The 19,524-nt window shown below is 71.4% G+C and carries 20 protein-coding genes; 8 read left to right on the plus strand and 12 right to left on the minus strand.

All coding sequences use genetic code 11. The features are described 5' to 3' along the window. Positions 1 to 9 precede the first annotated feature (9 nt). Entirely contained in the window at positions 10 to 456 is a 447-nt protein-coding gene (locus OG710_RS21455; RefSeq protein ID WP_330240764.1) for a DUF2550 domain-containing protein, read from the plus strand. A gap of 150 nt (positions 457 to 606) precedes the next feature. Here OG710_RS21455 and OG710_RS21460 read toward each other — a convergent pair whose 3' ends face one another. The 3 genes from OG710_RS21460 to OG710_RS21470 all read right to left on the minus strand — a co-directional run bounded on the left by OG710_RS21460 (position 607) and on the right by OG710_RS21470 (position 4,521). Then, on the minus strand, positions 607 to 2,493 hold the full coding sequence (locus OG710_RS21460; RefSeq protein ID WP_330240765.1) for a glycoside hydrolase family 18 chitinase: 1,887 nt from the start codon (positions 2,491 to 2,493) through the stop codon (positions 607 to 609). Between the two features lie 180 nt (positions 2,494 to 2,673). Further along, a complete protein-coding gene (locus OG710_RS21465; RefSeq protein WP_330240766.1) occupies positions 2,674 to 3,324 on the minus strand; it encodes a response regulator transcription factor in 651 nt (216 codons plus the stop codon). Between the two features lie 9 nt (positions 3,325 to 3,333). Further along, positions 3,334 to 4,521, minus strand: coding sequence for a sensor histidine kinase (locus OG710_RS21470; protein WP_330240767.1), 1,188 nt, complete (start codon positions 4,519 to 4,521; stop codon positions 3,334 to 3,336). A gap of 152 nt (positions 4,522 to 4,673) precedes the next feature. Here OG710_RS21470 and OG710_RS21475 point away from each other — a divergent pair, with 152 nt between their 5' ends. After that, entirely contained in the window at positions 4,674 to 5,243 is a 570-nt protein-coding gene (locus OG710_RS21475) for a hypothetical protein (RefSeq protein WP_330240768.1), read from the plus strand. 24 nt (positions 5,244 to 5,267) lie between these two features. Here OG710_RS21475 and OG710_RS21480 read toward each other — a convergent pair whose 3' ends face one another. From OG710_RS21480 to OG710_RS21490, 3 genes are read right to left on the minus strand one after another with little or no spacing between them, the layout of a single operon-like run. Further along, the gene (locus OG710_RS21480) at positions 5,268 to 5,840 is read right to left on the minus strand and encodes a cob(I)yrinic acid a,c-diamide adenosyltransferase (protein ID WP_239223304.1); all 573 of its coding nucleotides are present in this window, start codon (positions 5,838 to 5,840) and stop codon (positions 5,268 to 5,270) included. Positions 5,841 to 5,853: 13 nt separating this feature from the next. Beyond that, positions 5,854 to 6,600 (minus strand): ABC transporter permease, encoded by a 747-nt coding sequence (locus tag OG710_RS21485; protein WP_330240769.1) that lies wholly within the window; start codon positions 6,598 to 6,600, stop codon positions 5,854 to 5,856. 18 nt (positions 6,601 to 6,618) lie between these two features. Beyond that, the gene (locus tag OG710_RS21490) at positions 6,619 to 7,398 is read right to left on the minus strand and encodes an ABC transporter ATP-binding protein (RefSeq protein ID WP_330240770.1); all 780 of its coding nucleotides are present in this window, start codon (positions 7,396 to 7,398) and stop codon (positions 6,619 to 6,621) included. Positions 7,399 to 7,477: 79 nt separating this feature from the next. On the opposite strand from OG710_RS21490, the gene OG710_RS21495 reads away from it, so the two are divergent. The 4 genes from OG710_RS21495 (at position 7,478) to OG710_RS21510 (ending at position 12,508) form a co-directional block, all read left to right on the plus strand. Then, positions 7,478 to 8,119, plus strand: coding sequence for a TetR/AcrR family transcriptional regulator (locus OG710_RS21495; protein WP_330240771.1), 642 nt, complete (start codon positions 7,478 to 7,480; stop codon positions 8,117 to 8,119). A 132-nt stretch (positions 8,120 to 8,251) separates the two neighbouring features. Beyond that, complete coding sequence (locus OG710_RS21500; RefSeq protein ID WP_330240772.1) at positions 8,252 to 9,100, plus strand: 3-hydroxyacyl-CoA dehydrogenase family protein; 849 nt, start codon at positions 8,252 to 8,254, stop codon at positions 9,098 to 9,100. A gap of 238 nt (positions 9,101 to 9,338) precedes the next feature. Further along, entirely contained in the window at positions 9,339 to 9,662 is a 324-nt protein-coding gene (locus OG710_RS21505; protein ID WP_111338216.1) for an STAS domain-containing protein, read from the plus strand. Between the two features lie 257 nt (positions 9,663 to 9,919). Then, on the plus strand, positions 9,920 to 12,508 hold the full coding sequence (locus tag OG710_RS21510) for an ATP-binding protein (RefSeq protein ID WP_330240773.1): 2,589 nt from the start codon (positions 9,920 to 9,922) through the stop codon (positions 12,506 to 12,508). On the opposite strand, the gene nucS is transcribed toward OG710_RS21510, so the two are convergent. Beyond that, positions 12,460 to 13,131, minus strand: coding sequence for an endonuclease NucS (gene nucS, locus OG710_RS21515; RefSeq protein ID WP_239226475.1), 672 nt, complete (start codon positions 13,129 to 13,131; stop codon positions 12,460 to 12,462). The genes OG710_RS21510 and nucS overlap by 49 nt on opposite strands. 263 nt (positions 13,132 to 13,394) lie before the next feature. Here nucS and OG710_RS21520 point away from each other — a divergent pair, with 263 nt between their 5' ends. After that, on the plus strand, positions 13,395 to 13,787 hold the full coding sequence (locus OG710_RS21520) for an SCO5389 family protein (protein WP_111338219.1): 393 nt from the start codon (positions 13,395 to 13,397) through the stop codon (positions 13,785 to 13,787). A 113-nt stretch (positions 13,788 to 13,900) separates the two neighbouring features. Here OG710_RS21520 and OG710_RS21525 read toward each other — a convergent pair whose 3' ends face one another. Then, positions 13,901 to 14,944 carry an LLM class flavin-dependent oxidoreductase gene (locus OG710_RS21525; RefSeq protein WP_330240774.1) on the minus strand — a complete coding sequence of 348 codons (1,044 nt, stop codon included), beginning with the start codon at positions 14,942 to 14,944 and terminating at the stop codon, positions 13,901 to 13,903. Between the two features lie 203 nt (positions 14,945 to 15,147). Between OG710_RS21525 and OG710_RS21530 the strand changes: the two genes are divergently transcribed. Continuing rightward, positions 15,148 to 15,480, plus strand: a complete 333-nt coding sequence (locus tag OG710_RS21530) for an ATP/GTP-binding protein (RefSeq protein WP_111338221.1) — start codon at positions 15,148 to 15,150, stop codon at positions 15,478 to 15,480. A 13-nt stretch (positions 15,481 to 15,493) separates the two neighbouring features. On the opposite strand, the gene OG710_RS21535 is transcribed toward OG710_RS21530, so the two are convergent. The 4 genes from OG710_RS21535 to OG710_RS21550 all read right to left on the minus strand — a co-directional run bounded on the left by OG710_RS21535 (position 15,494) and on the right by OG710_RS21550 (position 19,486). After that, positions 15,494 to 16,378, minus strand: coding sequence for an ABC transporter permease subunit (locus tag OG710_RS21535; RefSeq protein ID WP_330240775.1), 885 nt, complete (start codon positions 16,376 to 16,378; stop codon positions 15,494 to 15,496). Beyond that, a complete protein-coding gene (locus OG710_RS21540; protein ID WP_330240776.1) occupies positions 16,375 to 17,565 on the minus strand; it encodes an ABC transporter ATP-binding protein in 1,191 nt (396 codons plus the stop codon). Before OG710_RS21540 ends, OG710_RS21535 begins: the two co-directional genes overlap by 4 nt. Before the next feature lie 146 nt (positions 17,566 to 17,711). Continuing rightward, complete coding sequence (locus OG710_RS21545) at positions 17,712 to 18,491, minus strand: ABC transporter permease subunit (RefSeq protein ID WP_330242312.1); 780 nt, start codon at positions 18,489 to 18,491, stop codon at positions 17,712 to 17,714. A 2-nt stretch (positions 18,492 to 18,493) separates the two neighbouring features. Further along, positions 18,494 to 19,486 (minus strand): ATP-binding cassette domain-containing protein, encoded by a 993-nt coding sequence (locus tag OG710_RS21550; protein WP_330240777.1) that lies wholly within the window; start codon positions 19,484 to 19,486, stop codon positions 18,494 to 18,496. Positions 19,487 to 19,524 lie beyond the last annotated feature (38 nt).

Raw genomic sequence — 19,524 nt, forward strand, 5'->3', positions numbered from 1 at the left:
TCGGTGGAGATGTTCCTCGCACTGTGGGTGGGCGGACTGCTCGTCGCACTGATCGTGGTGGGGCTCTTCGTCTTCGGCCTGCGCCGGCGGCTGATCCAGCGCTCCGGCGGAACGTTCGACTGCAGTCTGCGGTGGAACGTGCCGGCCGAGCCCGATCTGTCGGGCAAGGGCTGGGTGTACGGCGTCGCCCGGTACAGCGGCGACGAGGTCAACTGGTTCCGGGTCTTCAGCTACTCGCCCCGGCCGCGCCGGGTCCTGGAGCGCTCCGCGATCGAGGTGGTGGCCCGCCGCATGCCGGAGGGCGAGGAGGAGCTCGCGCTGCTCTCCGACGCCATCGTGCTCTGCTGCCGCCACCGGGAGACCCGCCTGGAGCTGGCGATGAGCGAGGACGCGCTGACCGGCTTTCTCGCCTGGCTGGAGGCGGCCCCGCCCGGCCAGCGGGTGAACGTGGCCTGAGCCGCGCGTACGCACACCGCGTACAGGCACACCGCGTACAGGCACACCGCGTACTAGCACACTGCGTACAGACATACGAAAACCGGGGAGACAGGGGGCGGACCTGTCTCCCCGGTGCTTTCGGGGGTGAGCCTCGGTTGTGCTACCGGCCTACTTCAGGCCGGTGTTCATCGCGCTCACGAGTTCACCGTTGCTGGTGTCCCCGCTGAACTCCCAGAAGAACGCGCCTCCCAGGCCCTGGTTCTTCGCCCAGGCCATCTTCGACTTGATGGTGGCCGGGGTGTCGTAGCTCCACCAGTTGGTGCCGCAGTGCGCGTACGCCGTGCCGGCGATGGTGCCGTTGCTGGGGCAGGTGTTCTTGAGGACCTTGTAGTCCTCGATGCCGGACTCGTACGTGCCCGGCGCGGGGCCGGTCGCCGAACCACCCGGGGCGGCCTGCGTGACGCCGGTCCAGCCGCGGCCGTAGAAGCCGATGCCGAGCAGCAGCTTCGAGGCGGGCACGCCCTGGGCCTTCAGCTTGGCGATCGCGTCCGCGGAGTTGAAGCCGTCCTTGGGGATGCCGTTGTACGACGTCAGCGGGGAGTGCGGGGCGGTCGGGCCCTGCTTGTCCCAGCCACCGAAGAAGTCGTACGTCATCACGTTGTACCAGTCGAGGGACTGGGCGGCGCCGGCGTAGTCGGCCAGGTCGATCTTGCCGCCCTGGGAGCCGTCGGCCGTGATGGCGGCGGTGACCAGGTAGTCCTTGCCGAACTTGGCACGCAGCGCCGTGGTGAGCTTCTTCAGCGCGTCCGGGCCGCTCGTGTCACAGGTCAGACCACAGGCGTTGGGGTACTCCCAGTCGATGTCGATGCCGTCGAAGACATCGGCCCAGCGGGGGTCCTCCACCAGCTTGTAGCAGGAGTCGGCGAACGCGGCGGCGTTCTGGGAGGCCTGGCCGAAGCCGCCGGACCAGGTCCAGCCGCCGAAGGACCAGAGGACCTTGATGTGCGGGTACTTCGCCTTGAGCTTGCGCAGCTGGTTGAAGCTACCGCGCAGCGGCTGGTCCCAGGTGTCGGCGACGCCGTCGACGGACTGGTCGGCGGTGTACGCCTTCTCGTAGTCGGCGTAGGAGTCGCCGATGGTGCACTTGCCGCCCTGGACGTTGCCGAAGGCGTAGTTGATGTGCGTGATCTTCGCGGCCGAACCGGACGTGTCCAGGTTCTTGACGTGGTAGTTGCGTCCGTAGACGCCCCACTCGGCGAAGTAACCGAGGTTGACCTTGTCGCCGGTCTCGTTGCCGCCGTCGTCGCCACCGCCGCCGGTGGTGTGGACCTTGACCGCGCCGCTGACCGGGCCGGTCTGGTCGGCGGTGTCACGCGCCTGGACCGTGTACGAGTAGTCCGTACCGGCGGTCAGGCCGCTGTTGGTGTACGTGGTGCCGGTGACCGTGGCGACGACCGCGCCGTCCCGCAGGACGTCGTAGTTCTTGATGCCGTGGTCATCGGTGGCCGCCGTCCAGCTCAGCTTCGCCGAGGTGTCGGTGATGTTGCTGGCGGTGGGGGTGCCCGGCGCCGAGGGGGCGTTGTCGCCGGGAATCTCCGGCCCGCCGTCGCAGGAGGCGCCGTTCAGCTTGCAGTTGGTGGCCGAGCTGCCGCCGGAGCCGGTGCCGTTGAAGCCGAAGGAAACGCTGGCGCCCGGGGCGAGGGTGCCGTTCCAGCCGACGTTCTTGGCGGTCCAGTGGTCACCCGTGTGGGTGACGGTGGCGTCCCAGGCGGAGCCGACCGCGGTGCCGCTGGGGAAGTCCCACTCGATGGTCCACGAACTCAGGGAGGTGGTACCGGTGTTCTTCACCGTCCACGAGCCCTCGAAGCCGGAGCCCCAGTCGGACTTCTTGAGGTACGTGGCCGTGGCGGAGGATGCCGCCTCGGCGGGGGAGGCCAGGCCGACCATGACGGCCAGCGGAAGGAGCATCGCGGTGAGGCCCGCGACTGCTCGGGTTCTGGTGGCTTTCCCGGCCCCGATTCTGAATCGGGTCCGGTGGGGGGTCTCAGTGCTCAACGGTGCTCCTCGGGTGAGGTCCGGACATACGGGGTGGTCCGTGGACTACTGACCCTGCGCCGCCCTGAGCCCGCTTTTGTCATGGCAGGCTCACCGCAGTGTGCTCGGTGAGATTAGGAAGGTCTGGACCAATCGTCAAGAGGTCTGGACCAAAGAACGCGGTCGCTCCCCGAATAAACCTCACACGCCCAACTCCTGGGCCAGCACGGCCGCCTGGACCCTGCTCCGCAGTTCGAGCTTCCCCAGCAATCGGCTGACATGCGTCTTCGCGGTGGCCTCCGCCATGGACAGCCGGACCGCGATCTCCGCATTCGACAGCCCCTCGCCCAGGCACCCCAGCACCTCTCGTTCCCGCCTGGTCAGCGACTCCAGCACCGACGGGTCCGGCACCTCCGGCGCCCGTACGGCCGGCGTCCCCGCGAACTCCGCGATCAGCCGGCGCGTCACGGCCGGGGCGATCAGCCCCTCGCCGCGCGCCACCGTACGCACCGCGTCGAGCAGCCCGGCCGCCTCCGTGTCCTTCAGCAGAAAGCCCGCGGCGCCCGCCCGCAACGCCCCGAACACATAGGCGTCCAGGTCGAACGTCGTCAGCACCAGCACGTCCGCCAGCCGCTCCCCGGTCACCTGCCGGGTCGCCGAGACCCCGTCCAGGCGCGGCATCTGAACATCCATCAGCACCAGGTCCGGCCGCAGCTCACGGGCGAGCCGCACCGCCTCCTCGCCGTCCCCCGCCTCCCCGACGACCTCGATGTCCGGCGCGCTGCCCAGGATGAGCACCAGCCCCGCCCGTACCGCCGTCTGGTCCTCCGCGACCAGCACCCGGATCGTCATGTCCCCACCTCACCCTGCCTTCCGTGTACCGGACACGGGCAGCTCCGCCCGCACCCGCCAGATCCCGTCGCGCGGCCCCGCCGCGAACTCCCCGCCGAGCAGCGCCACGCGCTCCCGCATCCCCACCAGACCGGCCCCCGACCCCGGCGCGCGCGGCCCCGGCCGGTCGCCGAGCGCACTGGTCACCTCCACCGTCAGCACGTCGGCCGCCCGCGCGAGCCGCACCGCGACCCGGCCCGGCGCGGCGTGCTTGAGCGCGTTGGTGAGGGACTCCTGCACAATCCTGTACGCGGCCAGCTCGACCGGCGCCGGCAGGGGCTCACCGGCGGCCCTGGTGTCCTCCAGGACACAGCTCAGCCCGCCGGCCGCGGCGGCGGCGCGGTGCTGCTCGATCAGCGCGTCCAGCGAGCCGAGCGTCGGCGAACTGGTGGGCTCCGGATCGCCCGCGCCGGTGCGCAGCAGCCCGATGAGGCGTCGCATTTCGGCCAGACCCTCGACGCTGTTTTCCCGGATCACGCCGAGGGCGGTGCGGGAGGTCTCCGGGTCGCCGATGGAGAGCGCGGCGGTGGAGTGGATCGCGATCGCGGACAGGTGGTTGGCGACCAGGTCGTGCAGTTCGCGCGCCATCCGGGCCCGCTCCGCGGTGACCGCCTGGGCGCGGTCCATCTCGGCGAGCAGGGCGGTCTGGTCGGCGCGCAGCCGCGCGGTCTCGGCGGCGTCCCGGTGGTTGCGGACGCTGACCCCGGTGAGGGCGGGCACGAAGACGACGAGGGCGGTGACGATGCCGATGAGCAGGGCCTCGGCGCTGCGGAACCAGGCCAGCGAGCCGATGGTGACGACGAGGCTGAACAGGAACGTCACCACCGGGATGCGCCGGGCGGCCGCCGGGGTCCCGTACAGCACCGCCGCGTACATGACGTCGGTGTACATCGCCACGGTGGCGAGATTGCCGTGGGTGCACTGGTCCGCGGCGAGCGCGACGGTGCCGAGGGCGAGCGCGGTGCGCGGCGCGGTCCTGCGCAGCAGCTCCGCCGCCGACATCACGACGAGCGGGATCAGCGGCAGCCGGGTGTCCCCGAGGACGTACCCGGTGCGCATGTAGAGGTCGAGCAGCCACAGCACCAGGCCGCCGAACAGCCCGCAGGCCGCGATGAGCACGTCGTCGCGGTGGGGGCGGGACAGGGGGAGAGCCGGCATGCGTCCATCCAACACGTCCCGCCCGACACGCCGCGTCCGCGCCGGGGGCGACCCGCCACTACATCGAAGTATGCAGTCGGGATTCCTCACCGGGGCCGATGATCCGGGCCGGGGCGGCGGCCAGGCTGGAAGGGACCGAAAAGGAGCGGACCGTGATCGTCACACTGATCGTCGCCTGCGAGATCGCCTTCTGGGTGCTGCTCGCCACCGGCCTGGCGCTGCGCTACGGGGCGCGCAAACCGCGGCTGGGGGCCGCCGTGCTGCTGTGCGAGCCGGTGCTGGAACTCGTGCTGCTCGTGGTGACCGCCGTCGACCTGAAGAACGGCGCGGAGCCCGACTGGAAGCACGGGCTCGCCGCGGTCTACATCGGCTTCACGGTCGGCCTCGGCCACTCCACCATCAAGTGGGCGGACGCCCGGGTGGCGCACCGTTTCGCGGGCGGCCCGCCGCCGGTGAAGCCGCCGAAGTACGGGAAGGCGCGGGCCATGTACGAGTGGGTGACCGCCGCCCGGTGGTGCACCGCCGCGGTGACGGCCCTGGTCCTGCTCCAGGCCGCCGCCTGGTACGTCGGGGGAGACGGGGACGTGTCCTCGCTGCGGTCCTGGCAGCGCACGATGCTCCTGGTGATCGGGATCAACCTGGTGATCGCGGTGAGCTACACGCTCTTCCCCAAGCGGGAGCCCGCGGACCGGGACCGGGAGAAGAGCCCGTCCGCGAGGTGAACCGGCTCGCGGACGGGCCTGCGCTCAGCGCTCGCCGCCCGGCACCCACAGCACGTCGCCGACCTCCTTGTTCGCCACCCGCGCCAGGATGAACAGCAGGTCGGAGAGGCGGTTGAGGTAGGTCGCCGTCAGCGGGTTCATCACCTCGCCGTGCACCTCCATCGCGGCCCAGGTGGAGCGCTCGGCGCGGCGGACCACGGTGCACGCCTGGTGCAGCAGGGCCGCGCCGGGGGTCCCGCCCGGCAGGATGAAGCTGCGGAGCTTCTCGACCTGCTCCAGGTAGTGGTCGCAGTCGGCCTCCAGCTTGTCGACGTAGCTCTGCTCCACCCGCAGCGGGGGGTACTTCGGGTCCTCGACGACCGGGGTGGACAGGTCCGCGCCCACGTCGAACAGGTCGTTCTGCACGCGGACGAGGACCTTCACGATGTCCTCGCCGAGCTGCCCGAGGGCGATCGCGGTGCCGATGACCGCGTTGGCCTCGTTGGCGTCGGCGTACGCGGAGATCCGCAGATCGGTCTTGGCGGTGCGGCTCATGTCACCGAGGGCGGTGGTGCCGGTGTCGCCGGTACGGGTGTAGATGCGCGTCAGATTGACCATGCGCCCAGAGTAGTTATGCCCCGGCCTTCGCGAAGGCACGTGTGCCCACCGTCACGGCCAGGGCGGCGAGGCCGAGGGCGACCAGGACGCCGTACAGCATGTGCCCGGTGGCGTACGCGCCGGTGTACGCGTCCCGCACCGCGTCCACCAGGTAGCGGAACGGGGTGAAGTGCGAGAGCACGTCCAGCCAGGCCGGGCCCAGCGTCATCGGCAGCATCAGGCCGGACAGCAGCATGGCCGGCATGGTGAGCGCGTTGATGACGGGCCCGAACTCCTGCGGTGTGGAGACCCGCATGGCCAGCGCGTAGGAGAGCGAGGCCAGCGAGACGGTCAGCAGGCCGACGAACGCGAAGCCGATCAGCACCCCGCCCAGCGGTGCGCGCAGCCCCATCAGGACGGCGACGAGCACCAGCAGCACCGCCTGGAACATGAACAGCAGCGCGTCCCGCAGGACCCGGCCCAGCAGCAGTGCCGCCCGGCTGACCGGGGTCACCCGCATCCGCTCGGCCACTCCGGTGGAGTTGTCGATGATGAGGCCGAACCCGGCGAACGAGGCGCCGAACAGGCTGAGCTGGAGCAGCAGTCCCGGAACCAGGATCTGCCAGGAGTCGCCGTCCCCGCCGAGCGGCAGCCCGGTGAGCAGCGGCCCGAAGAAGAGCAGGTAGAGCAGCGGCATGAGGATGCCGAAGAGGATCTGGAACCTGGAGCGCAGGGTCTGGCGGGCGTAGCGCCCGAAGATCAGCGCGATGTCGTGCGGCATGGGTGTCCCAAGGGGGTGTCAGACCGCGAGGGGCGCGGTGTCGGCGGCGGGGGCCCGGCCGGTGACGGCCAGGAAGGCGTCCTGGAGGGTGGCGTCCGGGGAGCCCGCGTACCGGGTCTTCAGCTCCGCCGGGCTGCCCTGCGCCGCCACCCGGCCGCCGTCCACGACGACCAGCCGGTCGGCGAGCGCGTCGGCCTCGTCGAGGTAGTGCGTGGTGAGCACGACGGTCGTGCCGTGCGTGTCGCGCAGCCGGCGCATCAGGTCCCACAGGCCGGTGCGGCCCGCCGGGTCGAGTCCGGTGGTGGGCTCGTCCAGGAAGAGGACGGCGGGGCGGTGGGTGAGCCCCAGGGCGATGTCCAGCCGTCTGCGCTGCCCGCCCGAGAGTGCGGCCGTCTTCCGGTCCAGCAGCTCCGACAGGCCGAGTTCCGCGGCCAGTTCACCGGCCCGCCGCGCAGCGGCCGCCTTGCCGAGCCGGTACATCCGGCCCTGGGTGACGAGTTCCTCCCGCACGGTGGTGTGCGGGTCCACCCCGCCCGACTGGGCGACGTAGCCGCACCGCGCGCGGACCCCCGCCGGGTCGGCGGCCAGATCGTGTCCGGCGACGGTGGCCGCGCCGCCGGTGGGGGCGAGCAGCGTGGTGAGCATGCGCAGGGTGGTCGTCTTGCCGGCGCCGTTGGGGCCGAGCAGGCCGACGATCTCGCCGGCCGCCACGGTCAGGTCGAGGGAGCGGACGGCCTCGACCTGACCGGTTCTGCTCCTGAAGGTCCGGGTGAGCCCGGCCGTACTGATGATGGGCATGCCCCCACAAAAGCAGAGGCACCCCAAAAATGCAATGACCCCAAATTTTGGAGAACCCCATTCGATCTACGATGGGGGCATGGCTGAGGGACTCAGAGAGCGCAAGAAGCGGCAGACCAGGCAGCAGCTGTCGGACGTGGCCACCGGTCTCTTCCTGGAGCGCGGCTTCGACGCGGTCACGATCGCCGAGATCGCCCAGGCCGCCGACGTCTCGGTCAACACCGTGTACAACTACTTCCCCGCCAAGGAGGACCTCTTCCTGGACCGCAGCCGGGGCGTGGTCGAGCGACTCTCCCGCTACGTCCGGGGTCGCGACAGGGGCGAGTCCGCGGCCGACGCCGTGCTGCGGGAACTGCGCCTCCAGGTCGAGGGTGTCTCGCCCGCGGTCGGGCTGATGGAGGGCTACGAGCGCTTCATGTGGGTCATCGAGGGTGCCGACGGCCTCAAGGCCCGCCTGTGGCACATCCAGCAGGAGGCCCAGCGGCATCTGGAGGCCACCCTGCTGGAGGAGAGCGGTGCCGGGGCCGGTGACCCGCTGCCCGTCCTGGTGGCCGGTCAGCTCTCCTGGGTCCACAGCACGCTCATGGCGTACATCGGGCGCGAGATGGTGGCCGGCCGCCGCCCCGCCGAGGTCTCGCGGGACGCCCTGGTGCTGCTCGACGACATCGAGGACCTGCTGGGCGAAAAGGTACTCAACTACGCCCGACGCGCCGCCGAATGACACCTGCCGGTGTGATGTCCGTCATTTGAGACGTGACGCGCATCTCTTCGCAGCCCCAGCGCGCGCCACGGGTACTAACCTCCGCCGGAGGGCATGGACCAGAACCACCGACACATACAGAGGGGTGCCAACGTGGCCAGGAAGCTCGCCGTCATCGGAGCCGGACTCATGGGGTCCGGTATCGCGCAGGTCTCCGCCCGGGCGGGCTGGGACGTGGTGCTGCGCGACGTCACCGACGAGGCCCTGACCCGCGGCCGCGACGGCATCAAGGCCTCGTTCGACAAGTTCGTCTCCAAGGACCGGCTCGACGCCGCCGACGCCGAGGCCGCCCTCGGCCGGATCACCACCACCACCGACCTGGACGCCGTCGCCGACGCGGACGTCGTGGTCGAGGCCGTCTTCGAGAAGCTGGAGGTCAAGCACGAGATCTTCCGGTCCCTCGAAGGGATCGTCCGGGACGACACCGTGCTCGCCTCCAACACCTCCGCCATCCCGATCACCAAGATCGCGGCCGTGACCGCGCGGCCCGAGCGCGTCGTCGGCGTGCACTTCTTCTCGCCGGTCCCGATGATGCAGCTCTGCGAACTCGTACGCGGCTACAAGACCAGCGACGAAACCCTCGCCACCGCGCGGGAGTTCGCCGAGTCCGTCGGCAAGACCTGCATCGTCGTCAACCGCGACGTGGCCGGCTTCGTCACCACCCGGCTGATCTCGGCGCTCGTCGTCGAGGCCGCCAAGCTGTACGAGTCGGGCGTCGCCACCGCCGAGGACATCGACATCGCCTGCAAGCTCGGTTTCGGCCACGCCATGGGACCGCTGGCCACCGCCGACCTGACGGGCGTGGACATCCTGCTGCACGCCACCGGCAACATCTACACCGAATCCCAGGACGAGAAGTTTGCCGCCCCGGAGCTGATGCGCCGGATGGTCGATGCAGGTGACATCGGGCGCAAGAGCGGGCAGGGCTTCTACACCTACTGATCATTTCCGGTCCGGTCCGGCTGATTCGCTGTCAATCACGCCGGGGCGCCGTTCGGGGAACACCGTCCGGAACCAGCGGCTCCGCCAGGGGCCGCAACCGTCCCGCATCACTCCCCGGAGTGAATTCGGTATCGGTTCGCTTACAGACGGCAACTACCCTGTCGCTGCCGCAGTCAGTTGGGGCAGTAACAGTTTCGGACAGACGGACCGGGCCACGGAGCATCCCAGGGGAGCGCATATGCACATCAGGGGCGACCACGCCGAGCTGGTCGTCGGGGGCCGCCTCGACGTCCGAAGCGCGGCGGACGCCCGTACGGTCCTGCACACGGCCCTCGACGACGGCGTCGGCGATCTGGTGCTCGACCTGACCGAGCTGGATTCGTGGGACGCCACCGGACTCGGCGTCATCATGGGCGCACACCGCAGGGCCGGGCGCGCCGGACGCCGCCTCGTGCTGCGCGGCGTGCCTCCGCAGATGCAACGCCTCCTGGTGGCCACCCGGCTGCACCGCATCCTCGCCATCGAGGGCGGCATCGCCGCGGAGTCCCTGCCACGCGTCTGAAGCACCCGGACGGGGACGCCGCGTACCCCCGGGCGGACCCTCGGTGACCGTACGGCCGAAGCCGCACAATCCTCACGAGACCGTGATCTGTGGGGCGGCGCGCCACCCCGGCTGTTCGTAGATACTGTGCGAAGGTTTAGGGTTCGGCCGTCTGCCGATTGACGGACCCACCCGGCGGACACCGGACCGTGAACGGCATCTGGACGTGCGAGGCCGGGAGGGACAACCGCGCTCGACGCGTCTTGGGGGCTTTGGCGATGGACCCGATACACCGGGGGCCGGAAGAGTTCGGCCACGACAACGAGGGCTCCGCGGAGGATGCCGTACGGCGCCGCCCCTCCCGCGATCCGCTGACTCCGGATTTCGGTCAGCAAACACCGCAACAGGCCCGTGTGGTCACCCTCGTCGCCGGTGACCTGCTGCTCACCATCAACCCGGTCGACGGCAGCGAGGTCGAACCGTGCCCGCCCGGCGGGCAGCCCGCGGACCCCGTCCGCCGCACCCCCGCCGAGCGCGCAGACCGCGCCCGCGCCGCCACGCCCCCCGTGCCGCCCGGCCCGCCCCTGCCCGAACTGCCCCTGCTGCGCCGCGACGCCGAGCGGGAACGGCTGACCCGGCTGCTCGCCCGCGGCCGCTCCGTCCGGCTCATCGGACCGGCGGGTTCCGGGCGGACGGCGCTGCTCGACGCCGTCGCCGCCGCCTGCGCGGACTTCGCGCCGGACGGGGTCGTCCGCCTCAGCGGCCACAAGCGCACGGCCGCGGACCTGCTGTACGGACTCTTCGACGCCGTCCACGACGCACCCCGCTTCCGCCCGGACCGGGCCCAGGTCCTGACGGCGCTGCGGACCACCGGGGCCGTCGTCGTCCTGGACGACCTGGAGTTCGGCGGCGCCGCCCTGGACGAACTGCTGGACGCCACCCCCGAGTGCGCCTACCTTTTCGCCGCCACGCCGGACGTCGCCGCGCCCGGCCCCGACGCGCACCTCGAAGAAGTCCCCCTCGCCGGCCTGGACCGCGCCGCCTCCGTCGAACTCCTGGAGCGGGTCGTCGAACGCCCGCTCACCGAGGAGGAGGCCAACTGGGCCGGAGACCTCTGGTTCGAGTCCGAGGGCCTGCCCCTGCGGTTCGTCCAGGCCGGCGCCCTGCTGCGGCAGCGCGACGCCCTGCGCGTCGACCCCACCGCGTACGACGAGTACGGCTATCTGGCGACCCGGCCCGCACCGGCGCCGGACCCCGAGGACGCCACCGGCACCGAGGACACCACGAGCGCCGAGGACACCGCGAGCACCGGCGCCATCGAGGACACCGAGGCCGCGGACGTACCGCTGCCCGGCCTCGGGGAGGCGGCCGCGCCCGCCGCCCTGCTCGCCTCCCGGCTCGGCGAGGCCGCCCGCGAGACACTGAGGTTCGCCGTCGCGCTCGGCGGCGAGGTGCCCCACCAGGCCCACCTCCCGGCGCTCATCGGGGACACCCACGCCGACGCCGCACTCGGTGAACTGGCCGGCTGCGGGCTGCTCTCCCCGGCAGGCTCCCGCTACCGGCTGGCCGCCGGGGTGACGGCCCAGCTGGTGGCCGCCGGCTACGACGAAGGCGCCGCCGTCCGGGCCCGTACCGCCGCCCAGCACTACACCTGGTGGACCGGGCACCCCTCCGTCACCCCCGCACGGGCCTGCGCCGAGGCCGACGCGATCGTCGCGGCCATGAACCAGCTGGTGCCGGGGGAGGGGGCGGGCCGGACGAGCGCCGCCGTGCTCCTCGCCCGCAGCGCGGCGCCCGTGTTCGCGGCCGGGCTGCACTGGGGCGCCTGGGAGCGGGCCCTGCGGATCGGCCAGGAGGCCGGCCGGCTCGCCGGGGAGGTCGCGGAAGAGGCGTACTTCCACCACGAGTTGGGTGTGCTGGCGCTCTGCACCGGCCACCCCGACCGGGCCAGGACCGAGCTGGAGACCGCGATCGGGATGCGCGGGGCGCTGGCCGACCGCAGGGGCGCGGTGGCGGGACGGCGTGCCCTCGCCCTGGTCGCGGACCGCTCCGGCGGACCGGGCGCGGGTCTGGTGCCGGGCGGCCAGGGTGCGGCCGGGGCGTTCGAGGCGTCGCCGCCGCTCGGTGTGCCGGCCCTCGCCCCGGTCCCGGCGCGGCGTCCGCTCGACGACACGGCCGTGGTGCCGCGGCAGCCGGCGCCGGGACCGGCCGGGTCGGGCAAGGGGTCCGGCCGGCGCGTCGGCGCGCCGGCATACATCGGCGGGGCTCGGCGCAACCTGGTCGCCGCCGGGGCCGGGGTGCTGCTCGCCGGTGTCCTCGGCACGGTGGTGACGCTCGGGCTGACGTCGAGCAGCGACCCGCAGGGCGGCGCCGGTACGTCGACCGAGCAGGAGGTGCCGCAGGACGACAGCATCTACGACGCCGAGGTGACGACCGGTGAGCCGGCGGACGGGAAGCCGACGACGGTCTCGTCCCCGGGGTCGCCGTCCGGGTCGGCCTCGACGGCCGTGACACCGGGGGCCACGGGCAGCGCCACGGCCTCGCCGGGCGGGGAGTCGCCCAGCACGACGCCCTCGGCGCCGGACACGTCCACGTCGTCGAGCACGGCGCCGAAGCCTTCGGAGACCGTGTCGTCGGGCAAGCCGATCACCCCGTCACCGGGCAAGTCCGGTACGAAGCCGAGCGGGTCGACGCCCCCGGACCCGGACCCGGGCACCGGGTCCCCGGAGCCCACGCAGACGCCGACGGAGGACCCCGGGGCCGGAGAGGACGCGGTGGAGTCCGCGAGCGGTGGCCCCGGTCCCGACCCGGCCCTCGCTCAGAACAGCCGGAGCTTGTCGTCCTCGATGCCCCTCAGCGCGTCGTAGTCCAGGACCACGCAGCCGATGCCGCGGTCCGTGGCCAGCACGCGGGCCTGGGGCTTGATCTCCTGGGCGGCGAAGATGCCCCGGACCGGGGCCAGGTGCGGATCGCGGTTGAGCAGTTCCAGATAGCGGGTCAGCTGCTCGACGCCGTCGATCTCGCCGCGCCGCTTCAGCTCGACGGCCACCGTCTGCCCGTCCGCGTCGCGGCACAGGATGTCCACCGGGCCGATGGCCGTGAAGTACTCGCGGCGGATCAGGGTGTAGCCCTCGCCCAGCGTCTCGATGCGGTCCGCGAGCAGTTCCTGGAGGTGCGCTTCCACACCGTCCTTGATCAGTCCTGGATCGACGCCCAGCTCATGGGACGAGTCATGGAGGATTTCCTCCATAGTGATGATCAGTTTTTCGCCCGCCTTGTTCACCACGGTCCAGACGCCCTCGGTGTCACCGCTGCCCTCCTTGAGGGTGCAGGGCGGCGACATCCAGTTGAGCGGTTTGTACGCCCTGTCGTCGGCGTGAATCGACACGCTCCCGTCCGCCTTGACCAGGATGAGGCGGGGAGCGGAGGGCAGGTGGGCCGTGAGCCGGCCCGCGTAGTCCACGGAGCAGCGGGCGATGACGAGACGCATGGTCGGCAACGCTACTCGACGCCGGGGGCTCGACGCGATTCCCCCATCCGGGGGCCCCAGCGCTTTCGGACCTGACACTTTCTGTCTTGCCCCTCTTTGAACCCCTTCGTTATTGGCCGGTTGTGTTCCCAATCTCCTGGTGCGGCCCGGACTGCGCGCTTACCGTGGATGCAGGAGGTCGCCGCGTGTGCACGCTGCGTCGCCGCCCTCCTTCCCTGCCCGTAAGGCTTCGGCAGCCCGCCGGGGCCGCGAGAGGAGAACCCATGTCGCTCGACGTCTCACCGGCTCTGTTGGAACAGGCCGAGCGAGGCGAGGTCGACGAAGCCGACTTCGTCGACTGCGTCCGGACCTCCCTGCCCTACGCGTGGGAGATGATCAGCTCGTTGGTGGCTCAGCTGAAGGTCGACGGCGGGCAGTTCGCCGACAACCAGACGCCGCCGCCCGACGAGCAGGCACGTGGTCAGCTGCTGCGCGCGCTCGCGAGCGATGCGATACGCGGCGCGCTGCAGCGGCACTTCGGGGTGCGACTCGCATTCCAGAACTGCCACCGCGTCGCGGTGTTCCCGCTGGACGCGTCGGTCGACGACCGGCTGGCCAAGTTCACCTCGGTGAGGGGCCAGTTGCTCAACCAGTCGCCCGAGCTCCGGGACTGCTGAACGCTTCCGTCGCCGTTCCGGGCCGCGGGAGGTGCAACTGGTCCGGGGCGGCGGCTCCACGAGTACCCCGCCGTACGTACAACGCGGTACACCGTCGTGCCTGTGCGCGGGGGTCATTCCAGGAGTGGCAGTACCTCCTTGCCCAGCCGCGCTACGTTCTCCTCCGTGGTCACGAGATCCCCGGAACCCTCCACCAGGAGCGCGAAGCGGGTGATGCCCGTGCGCTCGGCGGTGGCGGCGAGACGGTCGGCCGCCAGCTCCGGTGTGCCCACCGGATGAAGGCCGCAGAGCAGCTCCGCGTACTCGACGGGGTCCCGCATGACGCGGTGCCGGCCGTCCACCGTCACATGCGCGTCGAGCCCCTGCCGCAGCCAGCCCGGCATCGCCTTCACCAGCGTCTCGACGGCGTCCTCCGTGCGGTCGGCGATCTGGGCCACGCCCGCCGAGACGTGCCCCGCCGCGCGCACCCGCTCCGGGCTGTGCCCCGCCGCCAGCGCGCGGGACCGCCACAGCGCCACCATCTCCGCCTTGTCCGCGTCCCCGCAGTGCATGCCGAGCAGCATCGGCAGGGCGTGCTCGGCGGCCAGCTCGACCGTCTTACGCGAGGTGCAGGCGACGACCACCTCGGGCCCGCCCGCGCCGTCCGCGCCGTCCGCGTCGAGCAGTTCGCCGGCCCGGGGGACGACCGCCACCTCGCGGAACCCGTACCGCCCGCCCCGGCCCGCCACGCGCGGCTTCCGCAGCCAGTCGAGCAGCAGCTCCAGGGACTCCGGGAAGCCCTTCTCGTACGCCTCCAGGCCGCCGCCGAACACTTCCAGATCCACCCAGGGGCCGCCCCGGCCCACGCCCAAGCTGAACCGGCCGCCGCTGGTGAGGTGGAGCAGCGCCGCCTGCTCGCCGAGCGCCACCGGATGCTGCGTGGGCAGCACACTCACCGCCGTGCCGACGCGGATGCGCCGGGTGCGGCCGAGCAGCTGCGCGGCCAGCGTGACGGCGGACGGGCACACCCCGTACGGCACGAAATGATGTTCGGCCAGCCAGACCGCGTCGAGCCCGGACTCCTCCGCGACCTCGGCGGACCGGATCGCGCGGTGCAGCGCTTCCCCCGGTCCCTGGCCCGGAAACTGGGCCGCCAGTACGAACGTTCCCACACGCATCGCGAATTGCCTCCTTGCGGCCGACGCGGCTCTCCCCATGCTGGCAACAACGTCTGACACGTGCCAAAGGCACGGTCCGGCCCGCAGTTGTTGCGATTTTCCGGTAACCAGTGGCATCACCCGGCCCCGTACGGACAGGCCCACCGCCCGAATGGCCCTAGGCTTGACGGAACCTGTCAGCCCGTTTCCGTGAGGTGAAACACGTGTCCCCGCGCCGCAACCGCCCCAAAGGCGGCGAGAGCCGCAACGACGACAGCGCGAGCGGAGCGGGCGACCGGTACGGCGGGGGCGGGCGTACCGAGGAGTGGCAGGGCGAGGAGTGGTCCGTGCGCCCGGTCAGCGGGGCGAGCGCGGCCGGCAAGCGCTACCGCTGCCCCGGCTGCGACCAGGAGATCCCGTCCGGCGTCCCGCATCTGGTGGCCTGGTCCGAGTACGGCGGGGTGGACGACCGCAGGCACTGGCACAAGGCCTGCTGGAACGCGAAGGACCGCCGCACCACACGGGTGCAGCGGTCCAGGAACGCGCCTCGCCACTGAGCGGCGGCGGGGCTCAGACGTCGCGCTGGTTCATCGACAGGTACGCGCCGCCCATGGCGACCGCGGTGACGCCGATGATGATCCACAGCGGCTCCCAGCCGGACGGGCCGGACGACGTGACCGAGTTGTCGTAGAAGACGCTCAGCTGGTTCGGGATCGAGTACTCCAGCAGGGCGTCCCGGAGCTTCTCCAGCGAGCTGGCGAACATGAAGATGGCCAGCACGAGCGGCAGCAGCACCACGCCGATCATGATGGTGATCGCCCCGGCCGAGTGCCGGATCAGCGCGCCGACCGCGAGCGCGAGCAGCCCCAGCGTCGCCACGTACAGGCCGACGCCGACCGTGGCGCGCAGCCACTCCTCGCCGGTGGGCGACGCCGCGTCCAGCATGGACGTCTGGATCAGGGCCACCAGCGAGGTCATCACCGTGGTCAGGACGAAGGTCAGCAGGAAGAACACCAGCGCCTTGGCGCCGAGCACCCGGCCCCGGCCGGGGCAGGCCGTCAGCGTCGTACGGATCATGCCCGTGCCGTACTCCGAGGCGATCGTCATCACGCCCAGCGTGATCACGCAGATGGTGCCGAGCAGCACGCCGAAGAAGCCGAGGCTCAGCACCGGTGTGCCGCTGATGTCCTGGTCGGACGCGGACACCGCGACGGCCGCGAGCACCCCGATGACCAGCAGCAGCGCGGTCATGATGCCCAGCGTCCACATGGTCGAGCGAACGGACTTGATCTTGGTCCACTCGGAGGCGATCGCGTCGCCGAGCGTCGCGGGGCGCACCGGGATCGGCGAGGTGTAGAAGCCCTGCGGCTGCTGGGGCGCCTGCGGGTACGCCTGCTGCGGCGCGGCCTGCTGGTACGGCGCCTGGGGCGCCGGCGGCGTGGACGGCGTGGTCATCGGGGGTCCTCGCTGGTGTCGCGCTTGGTCAGGTCTGCGGGAGCCGCGGCGGGCGCGGGCGGGGCCGGAGCGGCGGGCGCCGGGGCCGCGGCCGGCGCGGGTGCCTGCGCCGGGGCGGCCGCGTACGGGTTCTGGCCGGGCGGCGGCGGGGCGTACCAGCCCTGCTGCGGCATGTCCGGGACGGGCTGCTGCTGCGGCGGCGGGATGTGTGCGGGCGGCTGCCCGTAACCGGCGTACGGCGGCTGCTGCTGGAGGTGGGCCTTCTGGTCCACCGTCGAGCGGTAGTCCACGGCGCCCTGCGTCATCCGCATGTACGCCTCTTCGAGGGACGCCTGGTGCGGCGACAGCTCCCACAGCCGGACGTCCGACTCATGGGCGAGGTCGCTGATCCGGGGGAGGGCGAGACCGGTGACCCGCAGGGCCCCGTCCGGCTCGGACAGCACCTGGCCGCCCGCCTCCGTCAGCGTCGCGGTCAGCTTCTCGCGGGCCTCGGGCTTCTCGTCCGGGACGCGCACCCGCGCGAAGTCGGCCGAATTGGCCGAGATGAAGTCCTTGACGCTCATGTCGGCCATCAGCTGGCCGCGGCCGATGACGATCAGATGGTCGGCGGTCAGCGCCATCTCGCTCATCAGATGGCTGGAGACGAAGACCGTGCGGCCCTCGGACGCCAGCATCTTCATCAGATTGCGGACCCAGAGGATGCCCTCCGGGTCGAGGCCGTTGACCGGCTCGTCGAACAGGAGCACCTGCGGGTCGCCGAGCAGCGCGGCCGCGATGCCCAGGCGCTGCCCCATGCCCAGCGAGAAGCCCTTGGAGCGCTTGCGGGCCACGTCCTGGAGGCCCACCACGCCCAGCACCTCGTCCACCCGGGCCTCGGGGATGCCGGCCAGCTGGGCGAGCGAGAGGAGGTGGTTGCGGGCGCTCCGGCCGCCGTGCACGGCCTTGGCGTCGAGCAGGGCCCCCACCTGGCGGGGCGCGTTCGGCAGGGTCCGGAACTCGTGGCCGCCGATGGTCACCCGGCCCGCCGTCGGCCGGTCCAGACCGAGGATCATCCGCATGGTGGTGGACTTGCCGGACCCGTTGGGACCGAGGAAGCCGGTGACGGCCCCCGGCCGCACCTGGAAGGAAAGGTTGTACACGGCCGTCTTCGCGCCATAGCGCTTGGTCAGGCCGACTGCCTCGATCATGCTCCAGCCCCATCGACTATCTGTCGTCGGGGCACACGCCGTCCGGCCGCACGCCCCCCGTAAGAGTTAGGAGGATATCCATGCCTTGACGGTTCCGACCAAGTCGGCACAGCCGGGTCCGGCCCGGTGACCGGGCCGGACCGTGCTCACGCGTCCCGCGTCCGTAGCACGAGGTAGCCGCCGATCAGCGCTGCCGCCACCCACGCCACCATGATCAGCAGCCCGGTCCACGGCCCGTACGGGCCCGGAGAGCTGTTCATCGCGTCCGGCACCACCTGCATGATCTTGGAGCCCGCCTGGTCCGGGAAGTACCGGGCGACGTCCTTGGCCTTCGGCACCGCCGACAGGATCTGCGAGACGAGGAAGAAGAACGGCATCAGGATGCCCAGCGACAGCATGGAGCTGCGCAGCATCGCCGCCACCCCCATGGAGAACACCGCGATCAGCCCCATGTAGATCCCGGCGCCGAACACCGCGCGCAGCACATTGTCCGCGCCGAGCGTCGTCCCGTGGTCGCCCAGCAGCGCCTGGCCCAGGAAGAACGAGACGAAGCTGGTGACCACGCCGACCACCAGGGCCAGCACCCCGGCCACCAAAACCTTGCTGAACAGGAAGGAGCCCCGCCTCGGCACGGCGGCCAGCGAGGTGCGGATCATGCCCGAGCTGTACTCCGTACCGACGACGAGCACCCCGAACACGACCATCGCCAGCTGGCCGAGGATCATCCCGGAGAAGCTGATGAGCGTCGGGTCGAAGGTGGCCTGTTCCTCCGGCTTGAGATCGCCGAACTGCGTGTTCATCACCGCGCACAGGGCCGCGCCCATCGCGACGGTGACCGCGAACGCGGAGATCAGCGTCCAGGTGGTGGAGGAGACCGTACGGATCTTGGTCCATTCGGACGTCAGGACCGCGGAGACCGAAGCCATCGTCATGCCCCCTCTTCGCCGTCGCCGGGCCGCTGGACCCAGCCCTCGCCCCATTGCCGGTCCGGCGGTGGCGCCCCGGGGCCGCCGGGCTCCGAGTGCGCGTGGTACTCCACCGCGCCCGCCGTCATCTGCATGAACGCCTCCTCCAGCGACGCCCGCTGGGCGCTCAGCTCGTGCAGTGTGAGGGAGTGCCGGGCGGCCAGCTCACCGAGGTCCTCGGTCGTGGCACCGTCCACCTCCAGCGAGCCGTCCCCCGCCTCGATCGCGACGACGCCCTCCTCGTGCAGCACATCGCGCAGCCGCTCCTGCTGCGGGGAGCGCAGCCGGACGTAACTGCGCGAGTTCTCGTGGATGAAGTCGGCCATCGACGTGTCGGCGAGCAGCCTGCCCTGGCCGATCACGATCAGATGGTCGGCGGTCAGCGCCATCTCGCTCATCAGATGCGAGGAGACGAAGATCGTCCGGCCCTGCCCGGCGAGCGTCTTCATCAGATTCCTGATCCAGTGGATGCCCTCCGGGTCGAGACCGTTGACCGGCTCGTCGAACATCAGGATCTGCGGATCACCGAGCAGCGCCGACGCGATGCCGAGACGCTGGCCCATGCCGAGCGAGAAGCCCTTGGACTTCTTCTTCGCCACGGCGGTCAGCCCGACCGTCTCCAGCACCTCCGCGACCCGGCGCTCCGGAATGCGGTTGCTCTGCGCCAGACAGAGCAGATTGTTGTACGCGCTGCGCCCGCCGTGCATCGCCTTGGCGTCCAGCAGCGCCCCGATGTATTTCAGCGGCTCGGACAGATCCCGGTACGGCCTGCCGTCAATACGTACGGAACCGCTCGTGGGGTGGTCGAGATCGAGCATCATCCGCATCGTGGTGGATTTGCCCGCCCCGTTGGGCCCCAGAAAACCCGTCACCATGCCTGGTCTGATCACGCACGACAACTCGTCGACGGCTACCTTGCTCCCGAAGCGCTTCGTGAGGCCATCCAACTCGATCATGCGTTCACGCTAGAACGTCGGCGTGCCCGGCGCCACCA

The organism is Streptomyces sp. NBC_00525 (assembly GCF_036346595.1).
Classification (GTDB): Bacteria; Actinomycetota; Actinomycetes; order Streptomycetales; family Streptomycetaceae; genus Streptomyces.

What these genes read in the sequence shown, in the direction of transcription:
- OG710_RS21485 (WP_330240769.1), bottom strand. Translation starts at nt 6,600, where the DNA reads ATGCCGCACGACATCGCGCTGATCTTCGGGCGCTACGCCCGCCAGACC.
- OG710_RS21520 (WP_111338219.1), top strand. Translation starts at nt 13,395, where the DNA reads ATGTCGCTCGACGTCTCACCGGCTCTGTTGGAACAGGCCGAGCGAGGC.
- OG710_RS21510 (WP_330240773.1), top strand. Translation starts at nt 9,920, where the DNA reads ATGGACCCGATACACCGGGGGCCGGAAGAGTTCGGCCACGACAACGAG.
- OG710_RS21550 (WP_330240777.1), bottom strand. Translation starts at nt 19,486, where the DNA reads ATGATCGAGTTGGATGGCCTCACGAAGCGCTTCGGGAGCAAGGTAGCC.
- OG710_RS21535 (WP_330240775.1), bottom strand. Translation starts at nt 16,378, where the DNA reads ATGACCACGCCGTCCACGCCGCCGGCGCCCCAGGCGCCGTACCAGCAG.
- OG710_RS21495 (WP_330240771.1), top strand. Translation starts at nt 7,478, where the DNA reads ATGGCTGAGGGACTCAGAGAGCGCAAGAAGCGGCAGACCAGGCAGCAG.
- OG710_RS21465 (WP_330240766.1), bottom strand. Translation starts at nt 3,324, where the DNA reads ATGACGATCCGGGTGCTGGTCGCGGAGGACCAGACGGCGGTACGGGCG.
- OG710_RS21480 (WP_239223304.1), bottom strand. Translation starts at nt 5,840, where the DNA reads ATGGTCAATCTGACGCGCATCTACACCCGTACCGGCGACACCGGCACC.
- nucS (WP_239226475.1), bottom strand. Translation starts at nt 13,131, where the DNA reads ATGCGTCTCGTCATCGCCCGCTGCTCCGTGGACTACGCGGGCCGGCTC.
- OG710_RS21545 (WP_330242312.1), bottom strand. Translation starts at nt 18,491, where the DNA reads ATGGCTTCGGTCTCCGCGGTCCTGACGTCCGAATGGACCAAGATCCGT.
- OG710_RS21505 (WP_111338216.1), top strand. Translation starts at nt 9,339, where the DNA reads ATGCACATCAGGGGCGACCACGCCGAGCTGGTCGTCGGGGGCCGCCTC.
- OG710_RS21525 (WP_330240774.1), bottom strand. Translation starts at nt 14,944, where the DNA reads ATGCGTGTGGGAACGTTCGTACTGGCGGCCCAGTTTCCGGGCCAGGGA.
- OG710_RS21470 (WP_330240767.1), bottom strand. Translation starts at nt 4,521, where the DNA reads ATGCCGGCTCTCCCCCTGTCCCGCCCCCACCGCGACGACGTGCTCATC.
- OG710_RS21540 (WP_330240776.1), bottom strand. Translation starts at nt 17,565, where the DNA reads ATGATCGAGGCAGTCGGCCTGACCAAGCGCTATGGCGCGAAGACGGCC.
- OG710_RS21490 (WP_330240770.1), bottom strand. Translation starts at nt 7,398, where the DNA reads ATGCCCATCATCAGTACGGCCGGGCTCACCCGGACCTTCAGGAGCAGA.
- OG710_RS21455 (WP_330240764.1), top strand. Translation starts at nt 10, where the DNA reads ATGTTCCTCGCACTGTGGGTGGGCGGACTGCTCGTCGCACTGATCGTG.